The 21,887-nt window shown below is 54.7% G+C and carries 24 protein-coding genes; 11 read left to right on the forward strand and 13 right to left on the reverse strand.

What is annotated here, in order from left to right:
• Positions 1-65 precede the first annotated feature (65 nt).
• The 3 genes from RYZ27_RS10610 to RYZ27_RS10620 are packed head-to-tail and all read right to left on the reverse strand — an operon-like array spanning position 66 to position 1,611.
• Positions 66-359 (reverse strand): 4a-hydroxytetrahydrobiopterin dehydratase, encoded by a 294-nt coding sequence (locus RYZ27_RS10610; protein ID WP_406679482.1) that lies wholly within the window; start codon positions 357-359, stop codon positions 66-68.
• Entirely contained in the window at positions 359-964 is a 606-nt protein-coding gene (locus RYZ27_RS10615) for a hypothetical protein (RefSeq protein WP_406679483.1), read from the reverse strand. Before RYZ27_RS10615 ends, RYZ27_RS10610 begins: the two co-directional genes overlap by 1 nt.
• Positions 964-1,611, reverse strand: coding sequence for an HAD-IA family hydrolase (locus tag RYZ27_RS10620; protein ID WP_406679484.1), 648 nt, complete (start codon positions 1,609-1,611; stop codon positions 964-966). The genes RYZ27_RS10615 and RYZ27_RS10620 overlap by 1 nt, the downstream gene beginning before the upstream one ends.
• Positions 1,612-1,741: 130 nt before the next feature.
• On the opposite strand from RYZ27_RS10620, the gene RYZ27_RS10625 reads away from it, so the two are divergent.
• Positions 1,742-2,428 carry a VOC family protein gene (locus tag RYZ27_RS10625; protein ID WP_406679485.1) on the forward strand — a complete coding sequence of 229 codons (687 nt, stop codon included), beginning with the start codon at positions 1,742-1,744 and terminating at the stop codon, positions 2,426-2,428.
• A gap of 6 nt (positions 2,429-2,434) precedes the next feature.
• Here the strand turns inward: RYZ27_RS10625 and bioB are convergent, their stop codons facing one another.
• On the reverse strand, positions 2,435-3,445 hold the full coding sequence (bioB, locus tag RYZ27_RS10630; RefSeq protein ID WP_406679486.1) for a biotin synthase BioB: 1,011 nt from the start codon (positions 3,443-3,445) through the stop codon (positions 2,435-2,437).
• Between the two features lie 160 nt (positions 3,446-3,605).
• Between bioB and RYZ27_RS10635 the strand changes: the two genes are divergently transcribed.
• On the forward strand, positions 3,606-3,986 hold the full coding sequence (locus tag RYZ27_RS10635; protein WP_406679487.1) for a DUF4345 family protein: 381 nt from the start codon (positions 3,606-3,608) through the stop codon (positions 3,984-3,986).
• An 8-nt stretch (positions 3,987-3,994) separates the two neighbouring features.
• Here the strand turns inward: RYZ27_RS10635 and RYZ27_RS10640 are convergent, their stop codons facing one another.
• The 3 genes from RYZ27_RS10640 to RYZ27_RS10650 all read right to left on the reverse strand — a co-directional run bounded on the left by RYZ27_RS10640 (position 3,995) and on the right by RYZ27_RS10650 (position 8,444).
• Positions 3,995-4,522: a flavodoxin domain-containing protein gene (locus RYZ27_RS10640; protein WP_406679488.1), complete on the reverse strand. Its 528-nt coding sequence runs from the start codon at positions 4,520-4,522 to the stop codon at positions 3,995-3,997.
• A 162-nt stretch (positions 4,523-4,684) separates the two neighbouring features.
• On the reverse strand, positions 4,685-7,348 hold the full coding sequence (locus RYZ27_RS10645; RefSeq protein ID WP_406679489.1) for a TonB-dependent receptor: 2,664 nt from the start codon (positions 7,346-7,348) through the stop codon (positions 4,685-4,687).
• A 193-nt stretch (positions 7,349-7,541) separates the two neighbouring features.
• Positions 7,542-8,444 (reverse strand): hypothetical protein, encoded by a 903-nt coding sequence (locus tag RYZ27_RS10650; RefSeq protein WP_406679490.1) that lies wholly within the window; start codon positions 8,442-8,444, stop codon positions 7,542-7,544.
• A gap of 199 nt (positions 8,445-8,643) precedes the next feature.
• Between RYZ27_RS10650 and RYZ27_RS10655 the strand changes: the two genes are divergently transcribed.
• From RYZ27_RS10655 to RYZ27_RS10665, 3 genes are read left to right on the forward strand one after another with little or no spacing between them, the layout of a single operon-like run.
• Positions 8,644-9,192 carry a PAS domain-containing protein gene (locus RYZ27_RS10655; protein WP_406679491.1) on the forward strand — a complete coding sequence of 183 codons (549 nt, stop codon included), beginning with the start codon at positions 8,644-8,646 and terminating at the stop codon, positions 9,190-9,192.
• A gap of 31 nt (positions 9,193-9,223) precedes the next feature.
• Positions 9,224-9,403, forward strand: a complete 180-nt coding sequence (locus tag RYZ27_RS10660; protein ID WP_406679492.1) for a DUF4169 family protein — start codon at positions 9,224-9,226, stop codon at positions 9,401-9,403.
• Positions 9,404-9,451: 48 nt separating this feature from the next.
• Positions 9,452-9,784, forward strand: a complete 333-nt coding sequence (locus RYZ27_RS10665) for an ArsC/Spx/MgsR family protein (protein WP_406679493.1) — start codon at positions 9,452-9,454, stop codon at positions 9,782-9,784.
• Here the strand turns inward: RYZ27_RS10665 and RYZ27_RS10670 are convergent.
• The 3 genes from RYZ27_RS10670 to RYZ27_RS10680 form a co-directional block, all read right to left on the reverse strand.
• Positions 9,781-11,325 (reverse strand): acetolactate synthase large subunit, encoded by a 1,545-nt coding sequence (locus RYZ27_RS10670; protein WP_406681780.1) that lies wholly within the window; start codon positions 11,323-11,325, stop codon positions 9,781-9,783. The two genes, RYZ27_RS10665 and RYZ27_RS10670, sit on opposite strands and share 4 nt — an antisense overlap.
• A 274-nt stretch (positions 11,326-11,599) precedes the next feature.
• The gene (locus tag RYZ27_RS10675) at positions 11,600-13,465 is read right to left on the reverse strand and encodes a feruloyl-CoA synthase (protein WP_406679494.1); all 1,866 of its coding nucleotides are present in this window, start codon (positions 13,463-13,465) and stop codon (positions 11,600-11,602) included.
• Positions 13,466-13,468: 3 nt separating this feature from the next.
• Positions 13,469-14,251 carry an ion transporter gene (locus RYZ27_RS10680; RefSeq protein ID WP_406679495.1) on the reverse strand — a complete coding sequence of 261 codons (783 nt, stop codon included), beginning with the start codon at positions 14,249-14,251 and terminating at the stop codon, positions 13,469-13,471.
• A 201-nt stretch (positions 14,252-14,452) separates the two neighbouring features.
• Between RYZ27_RS10680 and RYZ27_RS10685 the strand changes: the two genes are divergently transcribed.
• Complete coding sequence (locus tag RYZ27_RS10685; protein ID WP_406679496.1) at positions 14,453-15,190, forward strand: outer membrane protein; 738 nt, start codon at positions 14,453-14,455, stop codon at positions 15,188-15,190.
• Between the two features lie 80 nt (positions 15,191-15,270).
• Here the strand turns inward: RYZ27_RS10685 and RYZ27_RS10690 are convergent, their stop codons facing one another.
• The 3 genes from RYZ27_RS10690 to RYZ27_RS10700 are packed head-to-tail and all read right to left on the reverse strand — an operon-like array spanning position 15,271 to position 17,938.
• Entirely contained in the window at positions 15,271-16,614 is a 1,344-nt protein-coding gene (locus RYZ27_RS10690) for a dihydroorotase (RefSeq protein WP_406679497.1), read from the reverse strand.
• Positions 16,615-16,665: 51 nt separating this feature from the next.
• Entirely contained in the window at positions 16,666-17,325 is a 660-nt protein-coding gene (locus RYZ27_RS10695) for a cupin domain-containing protein (RefSeq protein WP_406679498.1), read from the reverse strand.
• A 46-nt stretch (positions 17,326-17,371) separates the two neighbouring features.
• A complete protein-coding gene (locus tag RYZ27_RS10700; protein ID WP_406679499.1) occupies positions 17,372-17,938 on the reverse strand; it encodes a TetR/AcrR family transcriptional regulator in 567 nt (188 codons plus the stop codon).
• 76 nt (positions 17,939-18,014) lie between these two features.
• On the opposite strand from RYZ27_RS10700, the gene RYZ27_RS10705 reads away from it, so the two are divergent.
• From RYZ27_RS10705 to RYZ27_RS10725, 5 genes are all read left to right on the forward strand, one after another.
• The gene (locus RYZ27_RS10705; protein WP_406679500.1) at positions 18,015-18,653 is read left to right on the forward strand and encodes a lysoplasmalogenase; all 639 of its coding nucleotides are present in this window, start codon (positions 18,015-18,017) and stop codon (positions 18,651-18,653) included.
• A gap of 26 nt (positions 18,654-18,679) precedes the next feature.
• Positions 18,680-19,537, forward strand: coding sequence for a YgfZ/GcvT domain-containing protein (locus RYZ27_RS10710; protein ID WP_406679501.1), 858 nt, complete (start codon positions 18,680-18,682; stop codon positions 19,535-19,537).
• Positions 19,530-20,114, forward strand: a complete 585-nt coding sequence (locus RYZ27_RS10715) for a DNA-3-methyladenine glycosylase I (protein WP_406679502.1) — start codon at positions 19,530-19,532, stop codon at positions 20,112-20,114. Before RYZ27_RS10710 ends, RYZ27_RS10715 begins: the two co-directional genes overlap by 8 nt.
• Entirely contained in the window at positions 20,111-20,362 is a 252-nt protein-coding gene (locus RYZ27_RS10720) for a hypothetical protein (protein WP_406679503.1), read from the forward strand. Before RYZ27_RS10715 ends, RYZ27_RS10720 begins: the two co-directional genes overlap by 4 nt.
• Before the next feature lie 371 nt (positions 20,363-20,733).
• Positions 20,734-21,855 (forward strand): beta-ketoacyl-ACP synthase III, encoded by a 1,122-nt coding sequence (locus RYZ27_RS10725; protein WP_406679504.1) that lies wholly within the window; start codon positions 20,734-20,736, stop codon positions 21,853-21,855.
• Positions 21,856-21,887: the final 32 nt, after the last annotated feature.

A 21,887-nucleotide genomic window follows, 5' to 3' on the forward strand; every position in this document is an offset into this window, starting at 1 on the left:
TGTTTGTTTTTCAAATTTACTGACAGGTGCACCGCGGCGCGTCGACACGCAAGACTGACGCAGCGCTAAGCCAGTTTGCTGGCAAGCTCATCCATGAAGGTCGCAAGGGTCAGATCAAGGTCTGTCACCCCATTCGCATCATGGGTGGTCAGCGTGACTTCCACTTTGCCATAGACATTGAACCATTCGGGATGATGATCCATCTGCTCAGCCTTCAAGGCACAGGCTGACATAAACGCCCATGCGGTTTTGAAATCGCTGAACTGATAGGTTTTATGGATGGCATCGCGCTCACCCGTCACAGCAGCCCAATCTGTCAGCTTCACGACCGCTACAGCGGCCCCAACCTTGTTTGCCATTACTCCGGCTCCTGCGTTTCATCTTCGCTTTCATGCACGAAATAGAGCCAGCGCCCATCCTCGGCAATAGCGGTGCGGACGCCGGGATAACCCTGCCCTTCGGCAATCTTGCTCAGGCCTTCATCGCCAACCAGTTCCCGTAAGCGGGCGCGGTCGCGAAAGCTTAGCCGCTCGGGCCGCAACAGCTCTGGATCAAGCGCTGCAAGGTCGGGCCAGATATACCATGTTTCCTCGCCAACCTGCCGCGTTCCGTATGGACCATCGAGCAAGTCCTGCAAGCGCGCCAATGGATCAAACCCTGTGCGCCGCAATAGATCCCATTGCACACGATGCGACTCGCCAGCAAAATTCGAGACAAAGGCTGGTTCTGCATTGGCCAGCCGAACGAGACGGGTCAAAGAATTGCGCGCCAGAACTTCGCGGATCGCCATAATCTTGTCCTGCGCGGCTTGAGACAGTTCCACCACTTCCTCTTCGGCTTCCGCCGGGCGTGTAATCGCAGGTGCTGCTGGAACGGACAGGCGCACGCGTGGAGCTTCCTGCTCCGCAGGCTGACAGGCAGCCAATCCGCCCATCGCAAGCGCAGATGCCAGCAAAACCCGCATTACCACTCAAACCCTGTGGCATCGTGCAAGTCAGACAGGATCTGATCCGCACTGAGCGCTTTAATCGTGTGCATGCCCATGGCGCGGGCAGGTTTCAGGTTAATCCCCAGATCATCAATGTAGATACACCGGGCCGGATCAACATCCAAAGCCTCACACATCAAAGCATAGATGCGTGGATCGGGCTTACGGATGCCCAGCTTCGAGCTTTCAATCACATGATCAAACAAGGACAGCACTTCGGCGACTTTAGCCGCTTTGCTTTCATTGCTGCTCATCCCGGCACCTTTACCAACTGGCGCATTATTGGTGATACAGCCAACCTTGACGTGCGCTTTACAGGTTTTCAGAGCCTCAATCACATTGCCACGCAAATCGCCAGACAGCAGACCCAGAATGTCTTTTCCGGGCACTTCATGGCCACGCGCCTTACTCTCTTCACGGAACAACACGTCAAAGCCATCAGCATCGACTTCCGAGCGCTCAAGCTGGGCCCAGGCATTCGTGTCGCCATTTACGGCATTCACGCCACGAATAAAGTCTTTGGGCAGGCCCTTCTCGGCCTCATAGCGGGTGAACGCTTCGAAGGGAGAGGAGGTCAATACCCCGCCAAAATCCCAGATCACAGCTTGCAGATTTGATATCATAGCCAGCGTCCTAACCCAGCAAAATTGGCAAGTCGACAGCGGTTTTGGAAAACCCGCTACGGGCTTGCCCGGATAGGCAGAGCTGCAACAAGCTGACACCCACACCTCAAACAAGCCAACAGGTCCACACATGCCGAACATTATCTGGCGCGAGCTTATGTCCCGTAATGTCGAGTCCGCCAAGCAATTCTATAGCGATGTCTTTGGCTGGAGCTTTGTCGTCGAACAGGCGACAGATTTTGCCTGGGGCGATGGGCCGGGTGCATACCATCTGATCCAGTCCGGAAGGGCAATCCATGGCGGCTTCCTGCAACCAACCCTCCCAGCCCAGCCAGGCTGGATTGCCTATTTCGGTGTTCAGGACATGCCATCCGCGATTGCGCGGGTTGAGCAATTGGGCGGGGAAGTCGTAAGAGCCCCTTTCACAGTCAAAGGTATCGGCCAGAATGCCATCATGCAGAGCCCGACAGGGGTTGTGTTTGGCCTGACTATTCCGAGCTATCCAGATGCCCCACCAAGTGGCTTGTTCAGCGCTGACATGATCCTGACAGCAGAACCCGAAGCCACCACCGAATTCTTCGCAGCGCTTTGGCAACAAGATGAGACAGAGGAAGAGCCGCCAGAATGCCTCCTCCCGCCCTCAGAAAGCCCTCAGTCAGAAGGCTGGGTACCTGTCGTGCAGACCCTAGATTGCGAGGTCATCTGCTCAAAGGCTCGGCAAAACGCGGCTCAGGCAATCATCCCGATTGCCGATAGTAAGCCGCAACACCTCATAATTGACCCGCGAGGCCATCAAATCGTGATTCAGAAAATCTAATACGGCTTAGCGCGCGTCGATCAGGGTCTTTTTCGGTGTCTCCAGCCCCTGCTCCATAGCCTCATGGCTTGCAGCCTCAAAGCCAACCGCATCAAGCAGCGCGCCATCGCGGTCTTCACCCGGATTGTCCGTGGTGAGCAGGCGGTCGCCAACAAAGATCGAGTTCGCTCCCGCCAATAGCAAGAGCGCCTGCTCGCCTTCGCTCATGCCTTCACGCCCAGCAGACAAACGCACCCAGCTCTTCGGGAAGACCACACGGCACGTGGCAATCGCGCGCGCCATTTCGGTCACGCTGATCGGTGCACTTTTGCCAAGCGGGGTGCCTTCGATCGGCACCAGCATATTGATCGGCACACTCTCAGGATGCGGCGTCAGTTTGGACAGCTCATGGATCAGGCCAATCCGATCCTCGCGCCCCTCACCCATGCCGAGAATACCACCCGTGCACAGTTTCATCCCGGCCTTGCGCGCCTTGCCCAGCGTATCAAGACGATCATCATAGGTGCGCGTCGTAACCACTTTGCCGTAATATTCTGGCGAGGTGTCGAGATTGTGGTTGTAATAGTCAAGCCCCGCATCCTTCAGCGCTTCCGCTTGCCCCTCTTCCAGCATACCGAGCGTCACGCAGGTCTCCAGACCTTCGGCCTTCACAGCAGAAATCATCGCCGCAACCTTCGGCACATCGCGATCCTTAAGTGAGCGCCAGCCCGCCCCCATGCAAAACCGATCTGCGCCGCCCTGCTTGGCACGCTTGGCCGCAGCAACCACCTCATCGAGCGGCATCAGCTTCTCAGCCGTCAGGCCCGTATCGAAATGCACGGACTGGCTGCAATAACCGCAATCCTCAGCGCACCCGCCGGTTTTGATTGAAAGCAACTGGCTTTTCTGAAGCTTACCATCTGGCCAGTTGACCCGTTTAATCTCCAAAGCCTGACCAACCAGCGCATCCAGAGGCAACTCGTATAGCGCGCGGATCTCGTCACGGCTCCAATCGTGGCGGGGCATATCAAACGGCATAGGAAGCTCCTTATGTGCAACAATGGTGACAGGTCAGACGCTAGCCCGGTCAAGTCTCCCGCTTCTATGCCCTCGCTCAAGGCGTACAGGCAACAGAGTTCTCCTGAAAATCACAGTCAGTTAAACTCGCCCATGCTCGGGTACAGACTATGTCACGCTTATGATGGCCCGCATTTTTCTTCTGATCACCGCCCTGATGTATTTCGCCTTTGGCCTTTGGTCGATTACCGATCCAGCAGGCATGACCTCTCGTCTGGGCGTTGAGGTTGGAGGGGTCTCAGGCCTGTTTGAGATGCGGGGCATCTATGGCGGGGTCAGCCTCGGTGCAGGCATTTTCTGTCTGCTGGGCGCGATGCGAGCGAAGCTAAGCTTTGCCGCGCTCTGCTTTGTTGCCACGTATATGGGCGGCTACATGATCGGGCGAGTTGCATCGCTGATCGCCGGGGATAGTGCGCAACCGTCAAGCTGGATGTTTGCCGGATATGAGCTGGTCATGGGCTTGATCGCTCTGACCCTACTGTTAAGGCAGCGCCCCGAATAGGGATCGGCTTACGCCACCAAAACTTTATCCAGCCATGCCTCCAGGGCCGACCAATCTGTATAGTCCTTGTCTATGCCCAGATCAGCTTCAGGATCTTTAGCGGTAATGATCCGGCGCATAATGAAGCGTGTGAGAATGTCATACTGGGACGGCTTATAGGCACCCGCCACATGTTTAACTTCAGTTGGCTGCCAGCCTGTCGCGTTTGCGAAATCATCGACAATCTTGTCCAGATTCCGCCAGTCCTCAGCATCGTGCCCTGCCGCAGCTAATGAGACAGAGATAAAGCGCGTTGGTTTCCCTTTCAGGCTGTCTGCCTGCGCCGACACAAACTCCCCCAACGTCTTAGGGTAATGCCCAGCATGAACAGGTGCGATCAGTAATACCTCATCAAAACGGGTAACCTGAATGTCCTCAGTATCCTGAAGCGAGAGCAGTTCTACCCCATACCCTTTGTCGGCGGCTCGATCAGCAAGGTACCGCGCGATTTTCCGGCTTTGACCTTCTTTCGTCGCATACCCAACCAGTAACTTCATAACCAAGGCTCCCGTCCGATCTTCATACATCCCAGCAGACACACTGTATAATCAGTCAACTCAGCAACGTATCCGGAAGTCTACGCAGGGCCTAAACACCCGACACAAAAAAGCCCGCACCTTTCGATGCGGGCTTCTCTAAAGTTCATAAAACTTTTCGGCTTAGAAGTTCTTGCGAACCGTAATGCCGTAAGTTGCCGGCTGGCTGGCATATGTGTTGACACTGCCCGGCTGCGCGGTGGTTGGGAAGCCTGATGTGAAATACTCATCATCATTGATGTTCCGGCCCCAGACGGTGACATCAAGGCCATTGTCCCAAGCCACACCGAAACTGGCATTCATCGTGCCAACTTCACGGTTCAGGCCCGGAATATTATCAACAACCTGTACATCGCTTTCATAGACATAGTCTGCACGGATAAAACCGCTCATCGTGTCATTGAAATCGTGATTGTACTGGGCGCCAAAGAACAAGCTGGTCTCGGCGATACCGCCCGGCTGCTGCCCAGTCAGGTCACCAATGCCATCCTCAACACCATCAGCGAGATCGAGCTCACCGCCCGTCGCAACGGGGGCGTTCTGGAAGTCATCATACTCTGGGTCCTGCAACAGGCCAGCAAAGGTCAGTTGAACCTGATCAATCGGGAACCATGTTGCGTCAAACTCAACCCCCATCGTGGATTGTTCACCCGCGTTGGCGAGGACAAAGCCTGTGCCTGAGAAGATTGTGGACTGGAAGCCCTCAATCGTCTGATCAAACAGGGCGAGGTTCAGGTTGAAGTTCGAATAAGACAGCTTTGCGCCAATCTCAAACACTTCGGTCTCTTCTGGGCCAGCAAAGCGCGTCCCTGACAGGCGGTTTGGTGGGATCAGTCCTGCAGCGCCTAAAGCACCCGCATCAGCCGCAAAGAAAGAGCTATCACGGGTCAGGTTCCAGGAAGACGCCTTATACCCCGTCGCATAGCTACCATAGACGTTGATATTGTCATTCACGTCATAGGCGAGACGGGCGGTCACAGTGACCTTGTCATCATTGGTGCTGCCATTCTCGACCGCATTCGGGAAGTCCACAAACCCTGGCAGGAATTGCAGCGCTTCAAACCCTCCAGCAAAAGCTGCCGCTGTTGCGGTTTGCACGCCCTGAATAAAGGCCGGGTTTGCCGCTGTGGCCTGAATACCTTGCAGTGTGGCAATCGCAGTTGCATCACCACCACCTGCGGCGGCTTGAAGCGCCCCAAAGTCTGCGGCGTCAAACGGATTTCCTGTCACAGTTGCATAGGCTTGAGTGAAGACGATCTCGGTAAAGGTCGCTCCGGCCAGACCAGGCGCAAGCGCTGAGACAACTGTAGGATCATCAAACTCTGCAGCAAGATCCAGTGAAGAGAACAAGTCGCTATTGTTGACCTGACCCGTCACTTCTTTCTCATCATTGATGTATGCCAGACCAAACGTTGCCGTCAGGCGGTCCGTGACCTGGTAATCAAGCTGACCGAAAAGAGAATAGCTCTGGTTGTCCTGGGTAAAGGTCTCGCGTGAGCCATCCCCCTCGGCAAAGAAGGTGCGAGGCGCGAAGCCGAGCAAAGCCTCAAGCGCTGGGATCGCGCCTTGTGCTGAAATGTTCGCATAATCGTAGAATTGCGGTCCGAACAGCACGTCGCTTTGCAGGTCCAGGGTCTCATCGAAGTAGAAAGCACCAACAAGGTAATCGAGCTTGTCTGTACCACCAGCCAAACGCAATTCGTGCGTGTAAGTATCAATCGTATAATCAAGCAGGTTGGAACTGATCAGGCGCGCATTTGTGAAATCCGCATCAGCATTACTCATCAACTCCTGACCACGGATAGACCCGATATAAGTCAGCGTACCCAGACCCGTTTCAAGATTGACCTCAGCAGACAGACCGCCATTGGAAATCTCATTGACAGGATCAAGATCGGTATCGGCTGTATACCCGAATGGGTTGCTGATCACCTCTCCCCCGAGCGCAGAAATGACTGCCGAGGTTGGGCCATTGAAGACGTTTGGCGCATAACAGCAAACTTCATCCAGCTTGTCATAGTCAGCAATCAAACGGATCGAGAAGTCTGAGCTTGGCTCATACAGAAGTTGACCTTTAAGCGCATAGCGATTGCGGTCATTCAGGGTTGAGCCAGTTCCAAGATTATCGACATAGCCATCGCGTGTATTGTGGCTACCGCTCAAAGAGAAAGCGACCTCATCTGAAATCGGGCCAGTAATGCTGCCTTTGATGATCTTCTGATCATAATTGCCGAGGGTACCTTCAACACTGCCGCCAAACTCAAATTGCGGCTCCTCAGTCACAACATTGATCACACCAACAGATGCGTTCTTTCCGAACAGAGTTGATTGCGGGCCGCGAAGCACTTCAACGCGCTCGATATCGGCATAGTCAGACAGGCCACCTGCGGCGCGGGTGCGATAGACACCATCAATGAAGACCGCAACCGAAGGCTCGATCCCAAGATTGTTGCCACCATTACCGAAGCCACGGATAATAAAGGTAGAGTTACCAGACTGCTGTAACTGAGAGACACGCAATGATGGCACAACAGACTGCAAATCAAGAATGTCGTTAATCTGTGCCTGCTCAATAACTGTATCATCAACCACAGAAACCGCAATCGGAACATCTTGCAGTGTTTGCTCTCGCTTGGTTGCCGTAATTGTAACGGTATTCAGGGTTCTGACTTCCTGCTCATCGCTAGTGTCCTGTGCTGCAACAGTTCCAAGACTGCCAGCCATCAAGGCACCAAAACCGACACTAAAGGTCAGAGCAGCCTTAAGGCCGACCATGTTTTTCTTCATCTCACGCATCCTGTGATTATCGTTTCCGGGGTTCAGCCTTCTACGGGCCGTAATAAGTGGAATAGTACAATCACAGGTCGATTCAAGCAGCCTCACACAGGATTTATCAACAGAGTTGCAGCCCGTTGCAATAGTGACACAAAAAACCCCGCCAAAGGGCGGGGCTTTTCTTAGGGAGAAATATTATAGTGGGTTAGTTCACACCCTGACCAACACCACCGTCAAACACCATTGGCTGGCCTTTAACTTGGCGCACACGCTCAACCTGGCGCTGAACTGGACGCATAACAGTGCGGGTCTTCGGGATACAGGTTTTGGCCTTAACCGTGCTTTCGATCAGCTTGATGCCCGGCCCGTGACGGCGCAGCAATGAGCGCTCATTACAAGAGCGCTGTGGTTTCTGCGGCGCACAGGCGAGATGACCACCCGCTTTGTGCACCAGAGCCTCACCCTTACGGCAAGAGAATGTCTCGCCATGTGCAAAGCTGGAATGGCCCTTGTCTACAGACCCCAGGGTAACCTGCATGTGCGTACCGGCCATACAGCGGAAAACTTCACCGCCATAAGTTCCAGAGATTTTCTTTTCACCAATCACCTGAGAGGCTGGGTGCGGGGCACCTTTGTCATCAATACAAACGGCCTGCACAGCGCGCATAGCACGCGACATAGAGACGGTCTCTTCGCAATATTCTTCGGTTGTCGCGACCTCTTCGGTAATGGTCTCAAGATAGGTCTCGACATTGCCCTCCACATTCAGGGAACCAATGCTCGTTGGCGCAACGCCGGGCACGGAATAATAGCCACCGCCACCTGAAACGATGACACCTTGCTGACTGCCAACAACGCTGGTGCTGAGGAAAGTCTGTGATTTGGAAATAACGCTACCCTGGTTCACGACGACTTTTGGGCCGCTAACCATAACGTTTGGTCCAGCGACGTGGACACCCGGCACAACCACGCCATGGCCTTTGGGGCCTTTGCCACAGCAAGGCGATTTACCGCCATCACCGCCGCCAGCATAGGCGACACCGCCCAATGCAATCAAAGCCAGCCCACCGGCGGCTGCAAGAAATGTGTTCCGTGTTGATACGGTCATTAGATGTCTCCCTGACATTTCACCGGGTAATAAGCAGGTTCCGTGCCGACTTTCGCGTGTGGGGAGAAAGCCGCTCAATAGCGACACACTTCTCGCCTTAAGCGCGAGTTCAAAACTGGCGCGATCATTGCGAGTGGCTCTTCAAACCCATTTCTCAGGCGCGACCTGGTCGCTGTCTTAATAAAGAGCCGAGGCAAGCATGAAGACGCAGACGATGCATCCAAACACCCAACTCCTCTTGGACGCATGGTCCCAAATTGATGGCACAACTGGCGCTCGCAGCAAGGGACCTCTCACCAATAACCATCCAGACCTGATCGATGCTTTATTCGTGATTGAACGTCAGGCGGATGGCTTATGGTTGTTTCGAAATGCTGGCTCTGCCCTGAATACCGTTTTGGGACGGGCCTTGCAGGATCATGATTTCCTGCACTTCTGGACCGGACCAGATCGTAAGATGATTTCCGGGTTCCTGGATGCCGTTCTTGAAAATCGCCTGCCCGGTATTGCCGAAGCCAATGGCGAAACGCTGACCGGTAAACAGATTGAGGTCGAACTGGCCTTCACCCCTATTGGGCATCATATGGCAAGCCAGGCACGCCCGCGCCTGCTCTGCCTGTATCAGACCTTGAGCAGCGAAAGCACATTGAATGGACGCCCACTCTGGCGTCACCGCCTGACAGCCCTGCACCCCCCAGTCAGCCGCAGCCCTGCTCCATATTTGAAACTCGTCGCCAATAATAATTGAGCTCAAGTCTGATTGGCGATATCCAAGCCCTATGACAGAGCCGATCAATCTCAATAAGGCCCGCAAGGCCAAGGCGCGCGTGGAAAAGCAGAAACGCGCCGCAGAGAACCGCATCAAATACGGACGTACAAAAGCGCAGAAAGCTGCGGATAAGCTCAGTCAGGAAAAGACCGTTCGTCATCTCGATCTGTCAAAGCGAGACAAGGACTAGACAAATTCTTCAGGCTTGCCATCTGCACTCTAATCAAAGGAGTGCCCAATGTCCCTGATTCTCTACGGCCTGAAAAATTGCGACACCTGCAAGAAAGCGCTCAAAGCACTGGAAGGGGCAGATCAGCCTGTGACCTTCGTAGATATTCGCGCTGATGCCGATCTTGCCAAAAAGATTCCGATTTGGCTCAATGCGGCTGGGCCTGAAACACTGATCAACAAACGCTCAACCACATGGCGCAACCTGTCCGAGACAGAGCGAGCAGGCGATCCACAAGAGCTGTTGATCGCAAATCCAACCCTGATCAAGCGTCCGGTCATTGAAACCGGAAGCGATACTCATGTCGGCTGGACCAAAACGGTACAGGACGCCTTGCTTTAACCCGGAACAACCGCAGCGATCAGGCGTGGCCCCGGTGCCGCAATCGCTTGCGCCAATGCGGCATCAAACGCCTCAGCTGTGGTCGCTTCAACCGCCGGAACCCCCATACTCTCTGATAGCTTGACCCAATCAATGTCAGGCCCACCGATAGACAGCATATCCTTGGCTGTTGGGCCGGGGTTTCCTGCCCCAGTTCGATACAGTTCGATATTCAGGATACGGTAGGAGTGATTGACGAAGACAATCGTCGTGACGTCCGCGCCTTCACGCGCCATGCTCCACAGTGCCTGATTGGTATACATGCCCGCGCCATCACCGCTGATGCAGATAACCTTTCGGTCTGGTGCCCCAATCGCAGCGCCCAACGCCAACGGCATACCGAGGCCAATCGCACCGCCGGTCAACATCATCCAGTCATGCGGCTGCGCGTTTTGCGTTGGTAGATAAGACATCAAGCCATTTGAAACGCCATCATCTGAAACCAGTGCATTTTCAGGCATATGTCGCGCCAGACTTTGCCCGACTGTTGCCGCATTCAACTCACCGCTCGGGGCCTCTGGCTGTTTCAAAGCTTCAACCGGGGCCGCCTCCATCGCGCCGAGAGTATCAGCCAGCGCGCTTAGAGTTGCCGCACTATCGGTGTCCGCCCCGCCGAGGTCGAAGGTTTCACAGCCCTCGGGCACCAGCAGACTCGGCTTTCCGGGATAAGAAAAGAAGGCCACGGGCAGGCTCGTCCCGGCAACCAGCATCAAATCACTGCCTTCAAGATCAGCCATCGCGCCTTCAGCAAAATACTGCATACGCTCTGGCGCAAAGACACCAGCCCCGCGCCGCATCTTGGCATAGAATGTATCAGTCAGAACCCGAATGCCCGCTGCCTTCAGGCGCGCCGCTGCCTGTAGTCCGGCCTCAGTCAGCGCCGTACCATTCATTACGATAACTGGCTTGCTGGCGGCCTTGATCGCGGTTGCGGCCGCAGTGACCTTTTCTGCACTAACAGTGCGTAGACGAGGCGGGGTAATCACCGCGCCTTTTTCGCCGCCTTCAAGCCACGCACTATCCGCGGGCAAAAGCAGGGAAACAGGCCCCCGCTTCGGGCCTAAACTTGCGGCAAAGGCTTCACTCGCCAGCTTTCCGGTTTCACCAACTTTGTCAGCGGATTTGATCCAGGCCGAGTTCGGTCCGGCCAAACCCATAATGTCACTCGTCAACGGCGCATCATATTTCAGGTGCGGAACCGCATGATCGCCAATGACGTTGACCATTGGTGAGTTTGCCCGACCTGCATTGTGAATATTCGCCCCTGCGTTCAGGTAACCGGCCCCCAAATGCAAAAGGGTCATGGCTGGCATACCCGTCGCTCGCGCAAAACCATCTGCAGCGCCAGTAGCCACACCTTCAAACAAACACAGCACGGAACGGATGCGCGGTTCACCATCCAGCGCCGTCACCAGATGCATTTCCGATGTCCCCGGATTGGCAAAACAGGCCGCAACACCATTGTCAGCAAGTGTTCCAACCAGTGCTTCTGCACCTGTCATTTTGGTGGTGTCTGTGTTGCTCATAACAGCCCTCATAAACTTTTCTTGCCTCTGTTTAGGCGGCTATATGAATTTGAACAGGGGGCAAACAAAAACAGGATGGCCATCCACCAAAAGCGGTCGACCATCCTGTTTCGGTCCGTAGACAAGCCACAAAGGGGATATGGCTGTTGGTGCGTTAGCGCACGCACTCAACACGGGCAATATGTTACGCTGCGATAGCAGTTGCAAGTTATCATTCTCAAGAATTATGTATTTGTCGCGAGAAAACGGGTCAGATGCAGATTTTATCACTCGTCAAAGTTGCTTCATAGAGCGAAGTAACCGCTCCAGCACGAAGACTTTGTGCCTTGTTTTGATTGATATATCCCTTTTCCGTTATTTCACCCGCATCTGCTTGCGGCGGTGTATCCTGTAAAAGGATGGCTCCTATGCGTGCCGCAGCATTAGGATTGGCAGCGTTATGCTTGGCAATCCCGGCTTCAACACTCTCGCGTACTGTCTGATTGGTCACCAAATCTGACAAAGACAAGTTTTCGCCAACCAGGCGCTGACAATAACCTTCATTCAGAAACCCCAATAAACGAATATCATCACGGTTCAGGCCGCACACAACAACATCTGATAAAGCCCCATCAACCGCCTGCACCACCTGTACGCGTAGCTTTCCGGCAGAGACCCAGGTGCCATTCGCGAGTTTGAATTCTTCTGCGGTTCGCCCATCAAAGGCTAACCCTTTATTTGGGTTGTCCGGCTCAACAAAACGAACCGCATCCCCAAGCTTATAGAAACCTTCTTCATCAAAGGCTTCGCGCGTTTTTTCAGCATTGCGATAATAGCCCGGCGTAACATTAACGCCTTTCACCCGGAGCTCCTGCTTCTCCCCATTCGGAACCAGTTTGAAAACATTCCCCGGCAGCGGCAGGCCGATCAGGCCCATTGTGTCATTTGGCCAGTGCACATTGCTTGCGGTCGGGGCTGTCTCGGTTGCGCCATAGCCTGCCGAGAGCGAAATCCGCTCCCCCGTCAGGCGCACTGCCACTTTCTGTATCCGCTCATAGATGTCCTGCCCCATCGCTGCGCCGCCATAGGCCATCGAGCAGATGCGCTTAAAAAATGTTTGCGCCAGCACGTCATCTTTCTCGAATTCTGTCGCAAGCGCTGCCCAAGCCGCCGGGACGGTCGTATGCTGGGTGGTTGAAACCTCGCGCAGGTTACGCAGCATTTCCGGCAGACGCGCAGGCGTTGGTGCCCCCCAGTCAATATACAGCGTCCCGCCCCAATCGGTCATATTATGCAGGATCGCATTCGCCCCATACGTATGACTCCACGGCAGAAAGTTGCACATCACCTGATGGCCACCGCTAAGCTCTGTCAGGCGCGCCTCATCCCAGACCGAGCGAATCATCTTGGCATTGGCCGCAATCATCTCATGGGTATTGATCACCGCCTTGGGCTCGCCCGTAGATCCAGAGGTCAGCATGTATTTGGCAACGGTATCCGGCTGTAGCTGAGCATAGGCTGTATCAACCGCATCGCCGAGCGCAGCCCCAAACGCATCAAGCGAGACGCTCTTATAACCTGTAGGGGCGCGGCGCGAGTAAATCACCAAACGGTCTCCAACGCTCATACCCTCAAGCCCGCGTTGATACTCCTGCCCATCCTCGACATAGATGAACTTTGGACCGATCAGGCCATCAACATAATTCAGCCGGGCAAAATCCTGACTGAGCAAAGCATAGGCGGGCGTCACGGGTACTACCGGACTGCCCGCCAACATCGCGCCATACATCACCAGCGCATGATCAATGGCATTGCGCGACAGGATCATAACCGGGGCTTCCGGCCCACCGCCATGTTCCAGAAAGCCTGCGGCAATCGCCTGAATGCGCTGCCAGGCCTCACCATAAGTGAGCGTCTGCCAGCCCTCTTTCGTGCTGTCGACAGGGTCGCGTTGCGCCAGCCAAACCCGATCTGGAGCGACGCTGGCCCAGTGCTTAAACGGCACCAGCATGTGCGCAGGATAGTCTTTCAAGGGCTGCCCATTGGACAGGTAAACCGCCTCGCCCCGCTGCTCGATGACCAGTTTCTGAGGCAGATAAGGCACCTCACGAAACGGGATATGGCTTGTTTCACTCATACTTCATTCTTTCCCGCGGGTTTCAATACAGATCGCGACACCGCAATGCTTGCAATGCACGGCATCTCGATCATGGCGCATAAGTCCGCATGTCTGGCATTCATGGTCAACCTTGCCGCCGGGGAGCGTAACCGCGCGCAACAGGCGCAAGAACAGGGTCAGACCAAGCACCATGATAACAATCGCCAGAACCCGGCCCCAGATCCCTTCCATCAGGATATCGCCATAGCCGGTTGTGGTCAGGCTGGTCACCGTGAAATAAAGGGCATCTACGAAATTATCGATGCCCTCATTCACATCCTTTTGTTGCACATAAACCAGACCCGCCATCATGAAGATGAAGACGACAAGATTGGTTACGCGATCAAAAATCCGTTCGCGCGCTTTCAAATATGCCGAGACTCGTTTGAGCCGCCGCAACAGCGTAAACGCCCGGATGATCCGCACCGCGCGCAACAGGCGCAGAAAGGCATAATTCTGGGTTACCAGCGGGGCAAACATCGTGAACACGACAATCATGTCCGCCCAGTTATAAACCTTGCCCCAATATTGGGTTTTTGGTCGGGCAATATAGAATCGTGCAGCCAGATCGACGGCAATCACACTCCCAATAACATAATCCCAGACCGGGTGTGACAGGCCACGATCCTGGAACGGGGCAATCAGAAAATAACCAATACTGACAATATCGAAAACGAGTAGCAGGAGCCGAAACATATAGGGCCCACGCCCATGCCCCTCATACAGCCAGAATAACTGCCTGTTCAGTCCCTTACGCTCGCTCATCTGCCCCAACGCCTTTTCGCCGACTCATTTCAGTAAGTATGGCGGAGCGATTTGCCCCTGTCACCCAAGCGAAAACGCTCGCGCTTTTGTGAGCTAACACTGCTGTGAGGGCTTGGTGAAAAGACGTCAGATGCATGTGATCGAGAGGCCATTTATGCCCGCAGCCAGCTCGGAAGGTTTCTGGCAATAAGGACATGATCAATGACAACACTCAAAATCGCCGCAACGGCTGCCACCCTCGCTCTTTCAGCTGCTGTGGCTCATGCCGATGATGATCAGGGCTTTTACGTGGCTGGTTTTGTCGGCGCAGGATTTCCGGGCGATGCAGACCTGACCGGGATACAGAACCCCGTTGCGGGCGCACCCGGCACTGCTGGCGCGCCAGCACAGATCGCGGTGGAGTACGAGAATGATGTCACATTCGGTGTGGCGCTTGGTTACAAGACAGGCTGGGAATTCTTTGACCTGTTCAACCCGCGGTTTGAGCTGGAGTATTCACGTCTGGAAGCCGATGTCAGCAGTGGCGGTTTCAATGGTGGCAACCAGCCCTTCAGCGGTGAGACCACCATCGATTTCTTCCTGATCAATAATTACAGCGACCTGATCTGGACCGACAATCAGAGAATTGTCCCCTTCATTGGTGGCGGTCTCGGCGTTGGCCGGGTTGATGCAAACATTCTCTACGCGGGTGGCGGCGCCACAAGTCCAAACTTTGTTGCAACTGGCGATGATACAGGTCTTGCCGGAACCATTGCCGGGGGTCTGACATTCAAGACAGATAGCGCATGGGATATTTACGGCGAAGCGCGCTACTTCCAGATCCGTGACCTTGAGTTTGACCGCCGTTTCATTGGCGGTGGTCAAAACCTCTTCAACGCCAAAGTCAGCGATGATTTTGACGGCGCGACCGTAACCATAGGCGCGCGTTACAAGTTTTAAGGGCTCTCCATTTTCCTCAACTTAAGCCCTTATGGCCTGATGCGTTTATCATTCGCATCAGGCCATTCTTTTGAGTGCGCCTAAGCCCCAATCGGGCCAAGCGTTTCAACAAAGCGGACTGGCTTGCCGCCACCTTTGCGAGTGATCTCACCATCACGCATGACAAAGCCGCCCCGTACAATTGTTGCCACAGGCCAGCCGGTAGCCTCGAACCCATCATAGGGTGTCCAACCGGATTTGGTCTTCACCCAGTCATGCGTAATCGTCTCATGCCGTTTCAGGTCGACTACGGTAAAGTCAGCGTCATACCCTTCGGCAATCCGGCCCTTATTGGCGATCCCGAACACGCGCTGCTGACCATAGGAGGTCAGCTCAACGAAACGCTGCAAGGACAGTTTGCCGTTCGCGACATGGGTCAGCATCACTGGCACCATGGTCTGCACACCCGGTGTCCCTGAGGGCGAGGCCGGATATGGGCGATCCTTTTCTTCCTTGGTGTGCGGGGCATGGTCAGAGCCGATAACATCGACAATCCCGGCATTGATGGCCCGCCACAGGGCATCCTGATGGCGCTGTTCACGGATTGGCGGGTTCTGCTGGGCATAAGCACCCAGCCGTTCATATGCGTCCGGCGCTGCCAGTGTCAGATGGTTCGGCAGCACTTCAACGGAGGCAACATCCTTGGCATCCCGCAAAAGCTCCATCTCTTCGGCAGTTGAAATGTGCAGGACATGAATACGCTTACCGACCTTGCGAGCGAGCTTTAGTAGCCGCCGGGTTGAGCTGACCGCAGCCTCAACATCGCGAACCACCGGATGGCTCGTCCAATCGCCCTCAACAGCCAGATGACGGCGCTCTTCCAGACGGAACTCATCTTCTGAGTGGAACGCTGCCCGGCGTTTAATCGCGCGCAGAACCCGCTCAACACCTTCATCATCCTTGACCAGCAAGTCGCCCGTACTGGCCCCCATGAAGACTTTGACACCGCAACAGCCCGGCATCTGCTCCATATCGGTCAGCAGCTCAGCATTCTCATTGGTTGCGCCGGCAAAGAAAGCATGGTCAGTGTCCATCCGGTCCTTGGCCCGGTCGAGCTTGTCGAGCAGCAGGTCCGGCGTAATCGTCGACGGATTAGTGTTCGGCATCTCGAAGACGGTACACACCCCGCCAAGCGCAGCTTGCCGAGCGCCCGTTTCCAAATCTTCCTTATGCGTCAGACCCGGTTCTCGAAAATGCACCTGGCTATCAATCACGCCCGGCAAGATGTGTAATCCAGTCGCGTCATACACCTCACCAGCATCGGCCTTGGACAGGTCCCCAATCGTCGCAATCGTCTCCCCGATCACGCCAATATCGGTTACCGCTTCCCCACCCGGAGAGACCACCGTCCCACCGCGCAAGATCAAATCATAAGTCTTGGTCATGGCTTATCTTATGACGGACTCTACACGCCCTGTCACGATCCATTCGAGGCCTTAGGGTGCGGGTAAATGCCCCGTTTTCACATAGATCAGGCAGCCCTCTTCAGAGAAAGGCGTATGCTCCGAGAGATGCGGGCTGCGCAGCCATGTCCCTTTGGGATAATCGCCATACTCATCCTGAAATGTACCCTCCAGCACGAGGATCTCTTCCCCGCCCCAATGGCGGTGGCGATTAAACACGGTACCCGGCTCCCATTTGACCAAAGCGACACTCTCATGGCCATGGCTATGCAGGGGCTGAACACTCAGGCCATCAACAAGCCCCGGGCGGAACCCCTCCGCTCGTGTATCGATTGCCATTTGTATCTGATCATCCTTGGCAAACTGGTGCAGCTTTACAAAAATCGTACAGCCATCCTTGCTGTGCGGGCTATGCTTGGTGCCAATCGGATTTCGCAGATAAGAGCCTACCGGATAATCGCCATGTTCATCAGAGAACACCCCGTCGAGCACGATGATTTCCTCACCGCCACCATGCTCATGCTCGCTGAAATAGGAGTCCGGCGCATAGCGCACGATTGAAGTCGCCCGCGCCACTTCATCGCCAATGCGATCCAGCATCTGACGGTCAACCCCGGCCATAGGTGAAGCAACCCAGTCTACATCACCCGGACGCACTACGGCACGTTGAGAAAAATCAGATCGAATGTGCATATCAGTCTCCTTTTCGCTCATTTTTTCCGGAGCGAAGAATAGGTGATTAAGGGGCCACCAGCCGGGCTCTTAGCGCTTTGGTTGCGAGATCAAACGCGGCCATATCCTTGCTTGCCCGAGCCAGAAGTTGCGCCCCTTCCATCAAGGCAAGACAGGCAGCAGCCTCGCTATTTGCATCGGTAACGGTGGATATAGAGCCATCCGTTCGCCCCGCCTGAAACACAGCCTTCAACCAAGCACCACTTGTCTCATGAAAATGCTGTAGCTCCGATAGAACTGTTTCCGACAAGCTGTCCCGGTCAGACGCCAAAGCGACGCAAAGGCAAACCTGTTCGCCCTCATTGAGCGCGTCCCGATAAAGATCGATATACGCAGCGAGTTGCACAGAAGCAGGCCATCCCTGTCTCGACAGTTCCTCAAGCCGGGCTAGGAATGCAGCGCTATACCGCGCGATCAGCGCCGCAGCCAGATCAGCCTTGGTTGTAAAATGATGGTGGATACTGGCCTTGCGAATCCCAACCACAGCAGAGAGATCAGCATAGCTGAACCCCTCATAGCCGCGCTGACGACATACGGTTTCTGCCGCATCCAGAAGACGATCGCGTGTTTCCATACCTGCCTACCTAGTAGTAGGTTGATCTGCATTCAAGCCCTATTCTATTGGCGCTTGGCTGGTCTATGGTCGTCTGATGGGTATTGATTCGCTGGCACTGGTATTCGCTTTCGTGGCTGCAGGGCTCTATGGGTGGCTCTACTGCAATGCTGCTCCCTCCTTACCGCGTGTAACGTTTAAGACTGCGGCCACAGCAGCTCTGACCGTGTATGCATACCTCTCAGGAGATCCCATCTTACTGGTCGCCGCGCTCGGGTTCAGTACACTCGGTGATGCTTTATTGGGGGCCAGTGAGGACAAGTTCCTGCTCCCGGGCATGGGGGCCTTCGCTTTGGCTCATCTGGCCTATGTTGCGCTCTTCTATCCGGCCATTGCCTTACCCGCGAGCCCACTGGTTTTGCTGATCATTGGCATCCTCACACTTGGATCTATCCTTCTCATCCGCTGGCTATGGCCAAGCATAGAACCCAGCATGCGCGTGCCTGTCGCCGGATACATGCTCATCATTCTCTCCATGGTGGCTTTGGCGCTTGAGCTGCCACCGGCTTATTGGCTCGTTATGATCGGCGCACTGGCTTTTGCCGCGTCTGATGCCATCCTCTCGATTGAGCTGTTCAAGCTCAAACCCGGCGCGCCAGCGCGGGTTTACACATCACGCCTGGTTTGGGGACTCTACTTCGGTGGTCAGGCCATGATCACAATAGGCTGGTCATAGGCGGTCACGCTTCCTAAATGCCCGGCATGGCCATTCCTTATGCATCCCTGCCCCATCGTGCGATCCTGTCTCTGACCGGATCGGACACAATCGCCCTCCTCGAACGTCTCGTCACGAACAATACTGAAGACTGGCAACTTGGTGAGACCCGTTATGGCGCGCTACTGACACCGCAAGGCAAGGTTATCGCTGATTATCTCGCCGTGCGGACCGAAGACGGCATTCTGCTCGATGTCGATAAGGAGGCCCTGCCTGATCTAGCCAAGCGATTGAAAATGTTCCGCCTGCGCGCTGATGTTCAGATTGAACCGCGCGAAGACCTCAGCGTTATCGCTGGACTTGAACCCACTTCAGAGCTCGGCGCGATCAGCGATACGGTCCTGACGTATACGGACCCGCGCTTTACCGAGGGCCGCACGCGTGCCCTCGTCACCACTGCTCCCTCAGACGCGCAAGCCGTGTCCGACTATCATGCCGATCGCATCGCCCATGGCGTGCCTGAACAGGGGAGCGATTTTGGAGCTGCCGAGGTTTTCCCCGCCGACATCAATATGGATCATTATGGCGGTGTGGACCTCAAAAAAGGCTGCTTTGTAGGTCAGGAAGTTGTCAGCCGCATGCATCGGCGCGGTAAGGTCCGCAAGCGTACCCTAAGTCTCCGTTCAGGTGCTCTGGAGGTGCTCTCCGGGCCCCTTCGGGGTGCCCATGAGATCGGCCAGATCACCTCATCCGTTGAAGGACAAGCTCTGACGCGTGTGCGGATAGACCGTCTGAAACAGGCAATGGACAAGGGCGAAGCCCTGAGTGTCGATGAAACCCCTGTCACAATTACAAAACCCGATTGGCTTGAGGCTGAAATGACGGCATTAGTGGGGAATGGCTGATCAAATTCACTGCGGCTGGGCTCCGGCAGACGACGCGCTTTATCGCAATTATCACGATACTGAATGGGGCGTTCCCGAATACGATTCCCGCGCGCTGTGGGAAAAGCTACAGCTTGACGGTATGCAGGCTGGCCTCTCCTGGATCACCATCCTGCGCAAGCGTGAGACGATGCGCGAAGAGTTTGATGGCTTTGATCCGGAGAAAATTGCCGTCTGGGATGAGCAGCGGATTGAGAAAGCCCTGCAAAACCCCGGCATCATTCGCAGCCCGAAAAAGATTGAGGCCTGCATCGGCAATGCCCGCGCCTATCTAGAGATGCAGGACAGAGGAGAGGATTTTTCAGACTGGTGCTGGGATTTCGTTGATGGAAAACCCATTGTGCATCACTTTGATAACTATCGAGATAGTCCAACCAAAACAGACATCTCTGAAGACTGCTCTAAAGCCTTGAAAAAACAGGGTTATAAGTTTGTTGGCCCGACCATTGTCTATGCCTGGATGCAGGCTTGCGGCCTTTACAATGATCACGAAGTCGGCTGCCCACGCCACACAGAAGTTCAGGAGCTAACCCGATGAAATATTTACTGATTTTCGCAGCACTTTCACTTTCTGCCTGCATTACAAATAGCGAGTTCGATCAGGAACAAGCCTTCCAGAAGTGCAAGAATATTGATCAAAAAACCTCCCGCGACCGCTGCCTTTCTGAAGCCGTGGAAGACGCAAAACGCGACCGCCAAAAGGTCAATGATCGCCTGCAACAGCAACACGAAGACGCTGAGCGCCGCGAGCTTGAGCGCGCCAAAGCAGGCGTTGAGCAGGACTAATGCGCTGGACAGTCTTTTTCTTTTCGACACTGATTTTGGCCAGCTGCCAGAGTCTGATAAGTCATGAAAAAGATCAGACGGCCGCCTATTGTAAATATGGTGTAGATCCAACAGCCCCAAAGCAATGCCGCTCAGAGGATCCGAATGATATTGCTCTGCGTTCTGTTGACGATATGAGAGGTTACAATGGGGAAGGCTTTCTCACGGCTACTGGGGTTTGTTCCGGCACGGTAAGCACGGAATGCGACAACTCCAGTCTTCGTAGTCAGCTAGACACCACCAACGGTCTCGACGTTTCCACTCCATCACACTAAACCGCATAAATAGAGTTAAAAGACGCGTCGGTTGGCGCGCATCAGAGAGGCCGTTAGATGATCACGCCCGTTATCTCCGCGACAGGTTTGTGGACCCCACCCAATTCCATCTCCAATGAAGAACTCGTGGAAAGCTTCAATGCCTGGTCTGACCAGTGGAATGCTGAGCACGCCGCCGAAATCGAGGCAGGCACTGTTGAGCCAAAACCGCAATCAAGCGTCGAGTTCATTGAGAAGGCTTCCGGCATCAAATCACGTTATGTGATTGATAAATCAGGCATTGTTGACCCTAATACGATGCGCCCAAACATTCCGGAGCGTCCGAATGAGGAAATTTCAGTCCTTGCTGAAATCGCTGTAAACGCAGCCAAGCAGGCTTTGGAAGCTGCAGGCCGCAAGCCAGAAGATGTCGATGCTGTGCTCTGCGCCGCTTCGAATATGCAACGCGGTTACCCCGCCATGGCGGTTGAGATTCAGGATGCCCTTGGCATTCAGGGCTTTGGCTTTGACATGAATGTTGCCTGCTCAAGCGCGACGTTTGGCATCCAGACCGCCGCTGATTTCGTCCGTTCCGGCAGCGCCAAATCGGTTCTGATGGTCAATCCGGAAATCTGCTCCGGCCACTTGAACTTTACTGACCGCGACAGCCATTTCATCTTTGGAGATGTGGCCACGGCTGTCCTGATCGAGGCAGAGGATATTGCCCCGGCCAATCACTGGAAAATCCTCGGCACACATCTGAAGACGCAGTTCTCTAATAATATTCGCAACAATTTTGGCTTCCTGAACCGTTGCGCGCCCGAGGGTATTGGCGCTGAAGACAAGCTGTTCGTTCAGGAAGGCCGCAAGGTTTTCAAGGAAGTTGTCCCAATGGTGGCCAAGATGATCCAGAGCGAGCTGGATCGCCTTAATCTTGAAGCCCCGGAATTGCGCCGGATGTGGCTGCATCAGGCGAATGCCAACATGAACCGCCTGATTGCTTCCAAAGTGCTGGGGCGCGATGCAACAGCTGATGAAAGTCCGACTGTGCTGGATACTTATGCCAATACCTCATCTGCCGGGTCCATTATCGCCTTCCATAAACATCAGAGTGACATCAAGCCGGGCGAGAAAGGTCTGATCTGCTCATTTGGCGCAGGCTACTCCGCTGGAACCGTCTTTGTAGAAAAAGCCGCATAAGCCATTCAACTGTCATAGAAATCAGGTAAGCC

The sequence above is a fragment of the Hyphomonas sp. FCG-A18 genome (assembly GCF_045287255.1).
Classification (GTDB): domain Bacteria; phylum Pseudomonadota; class Alphaproteobacteria; order Caulobacterales; family Hyphomonadaceae; genus Henriciella.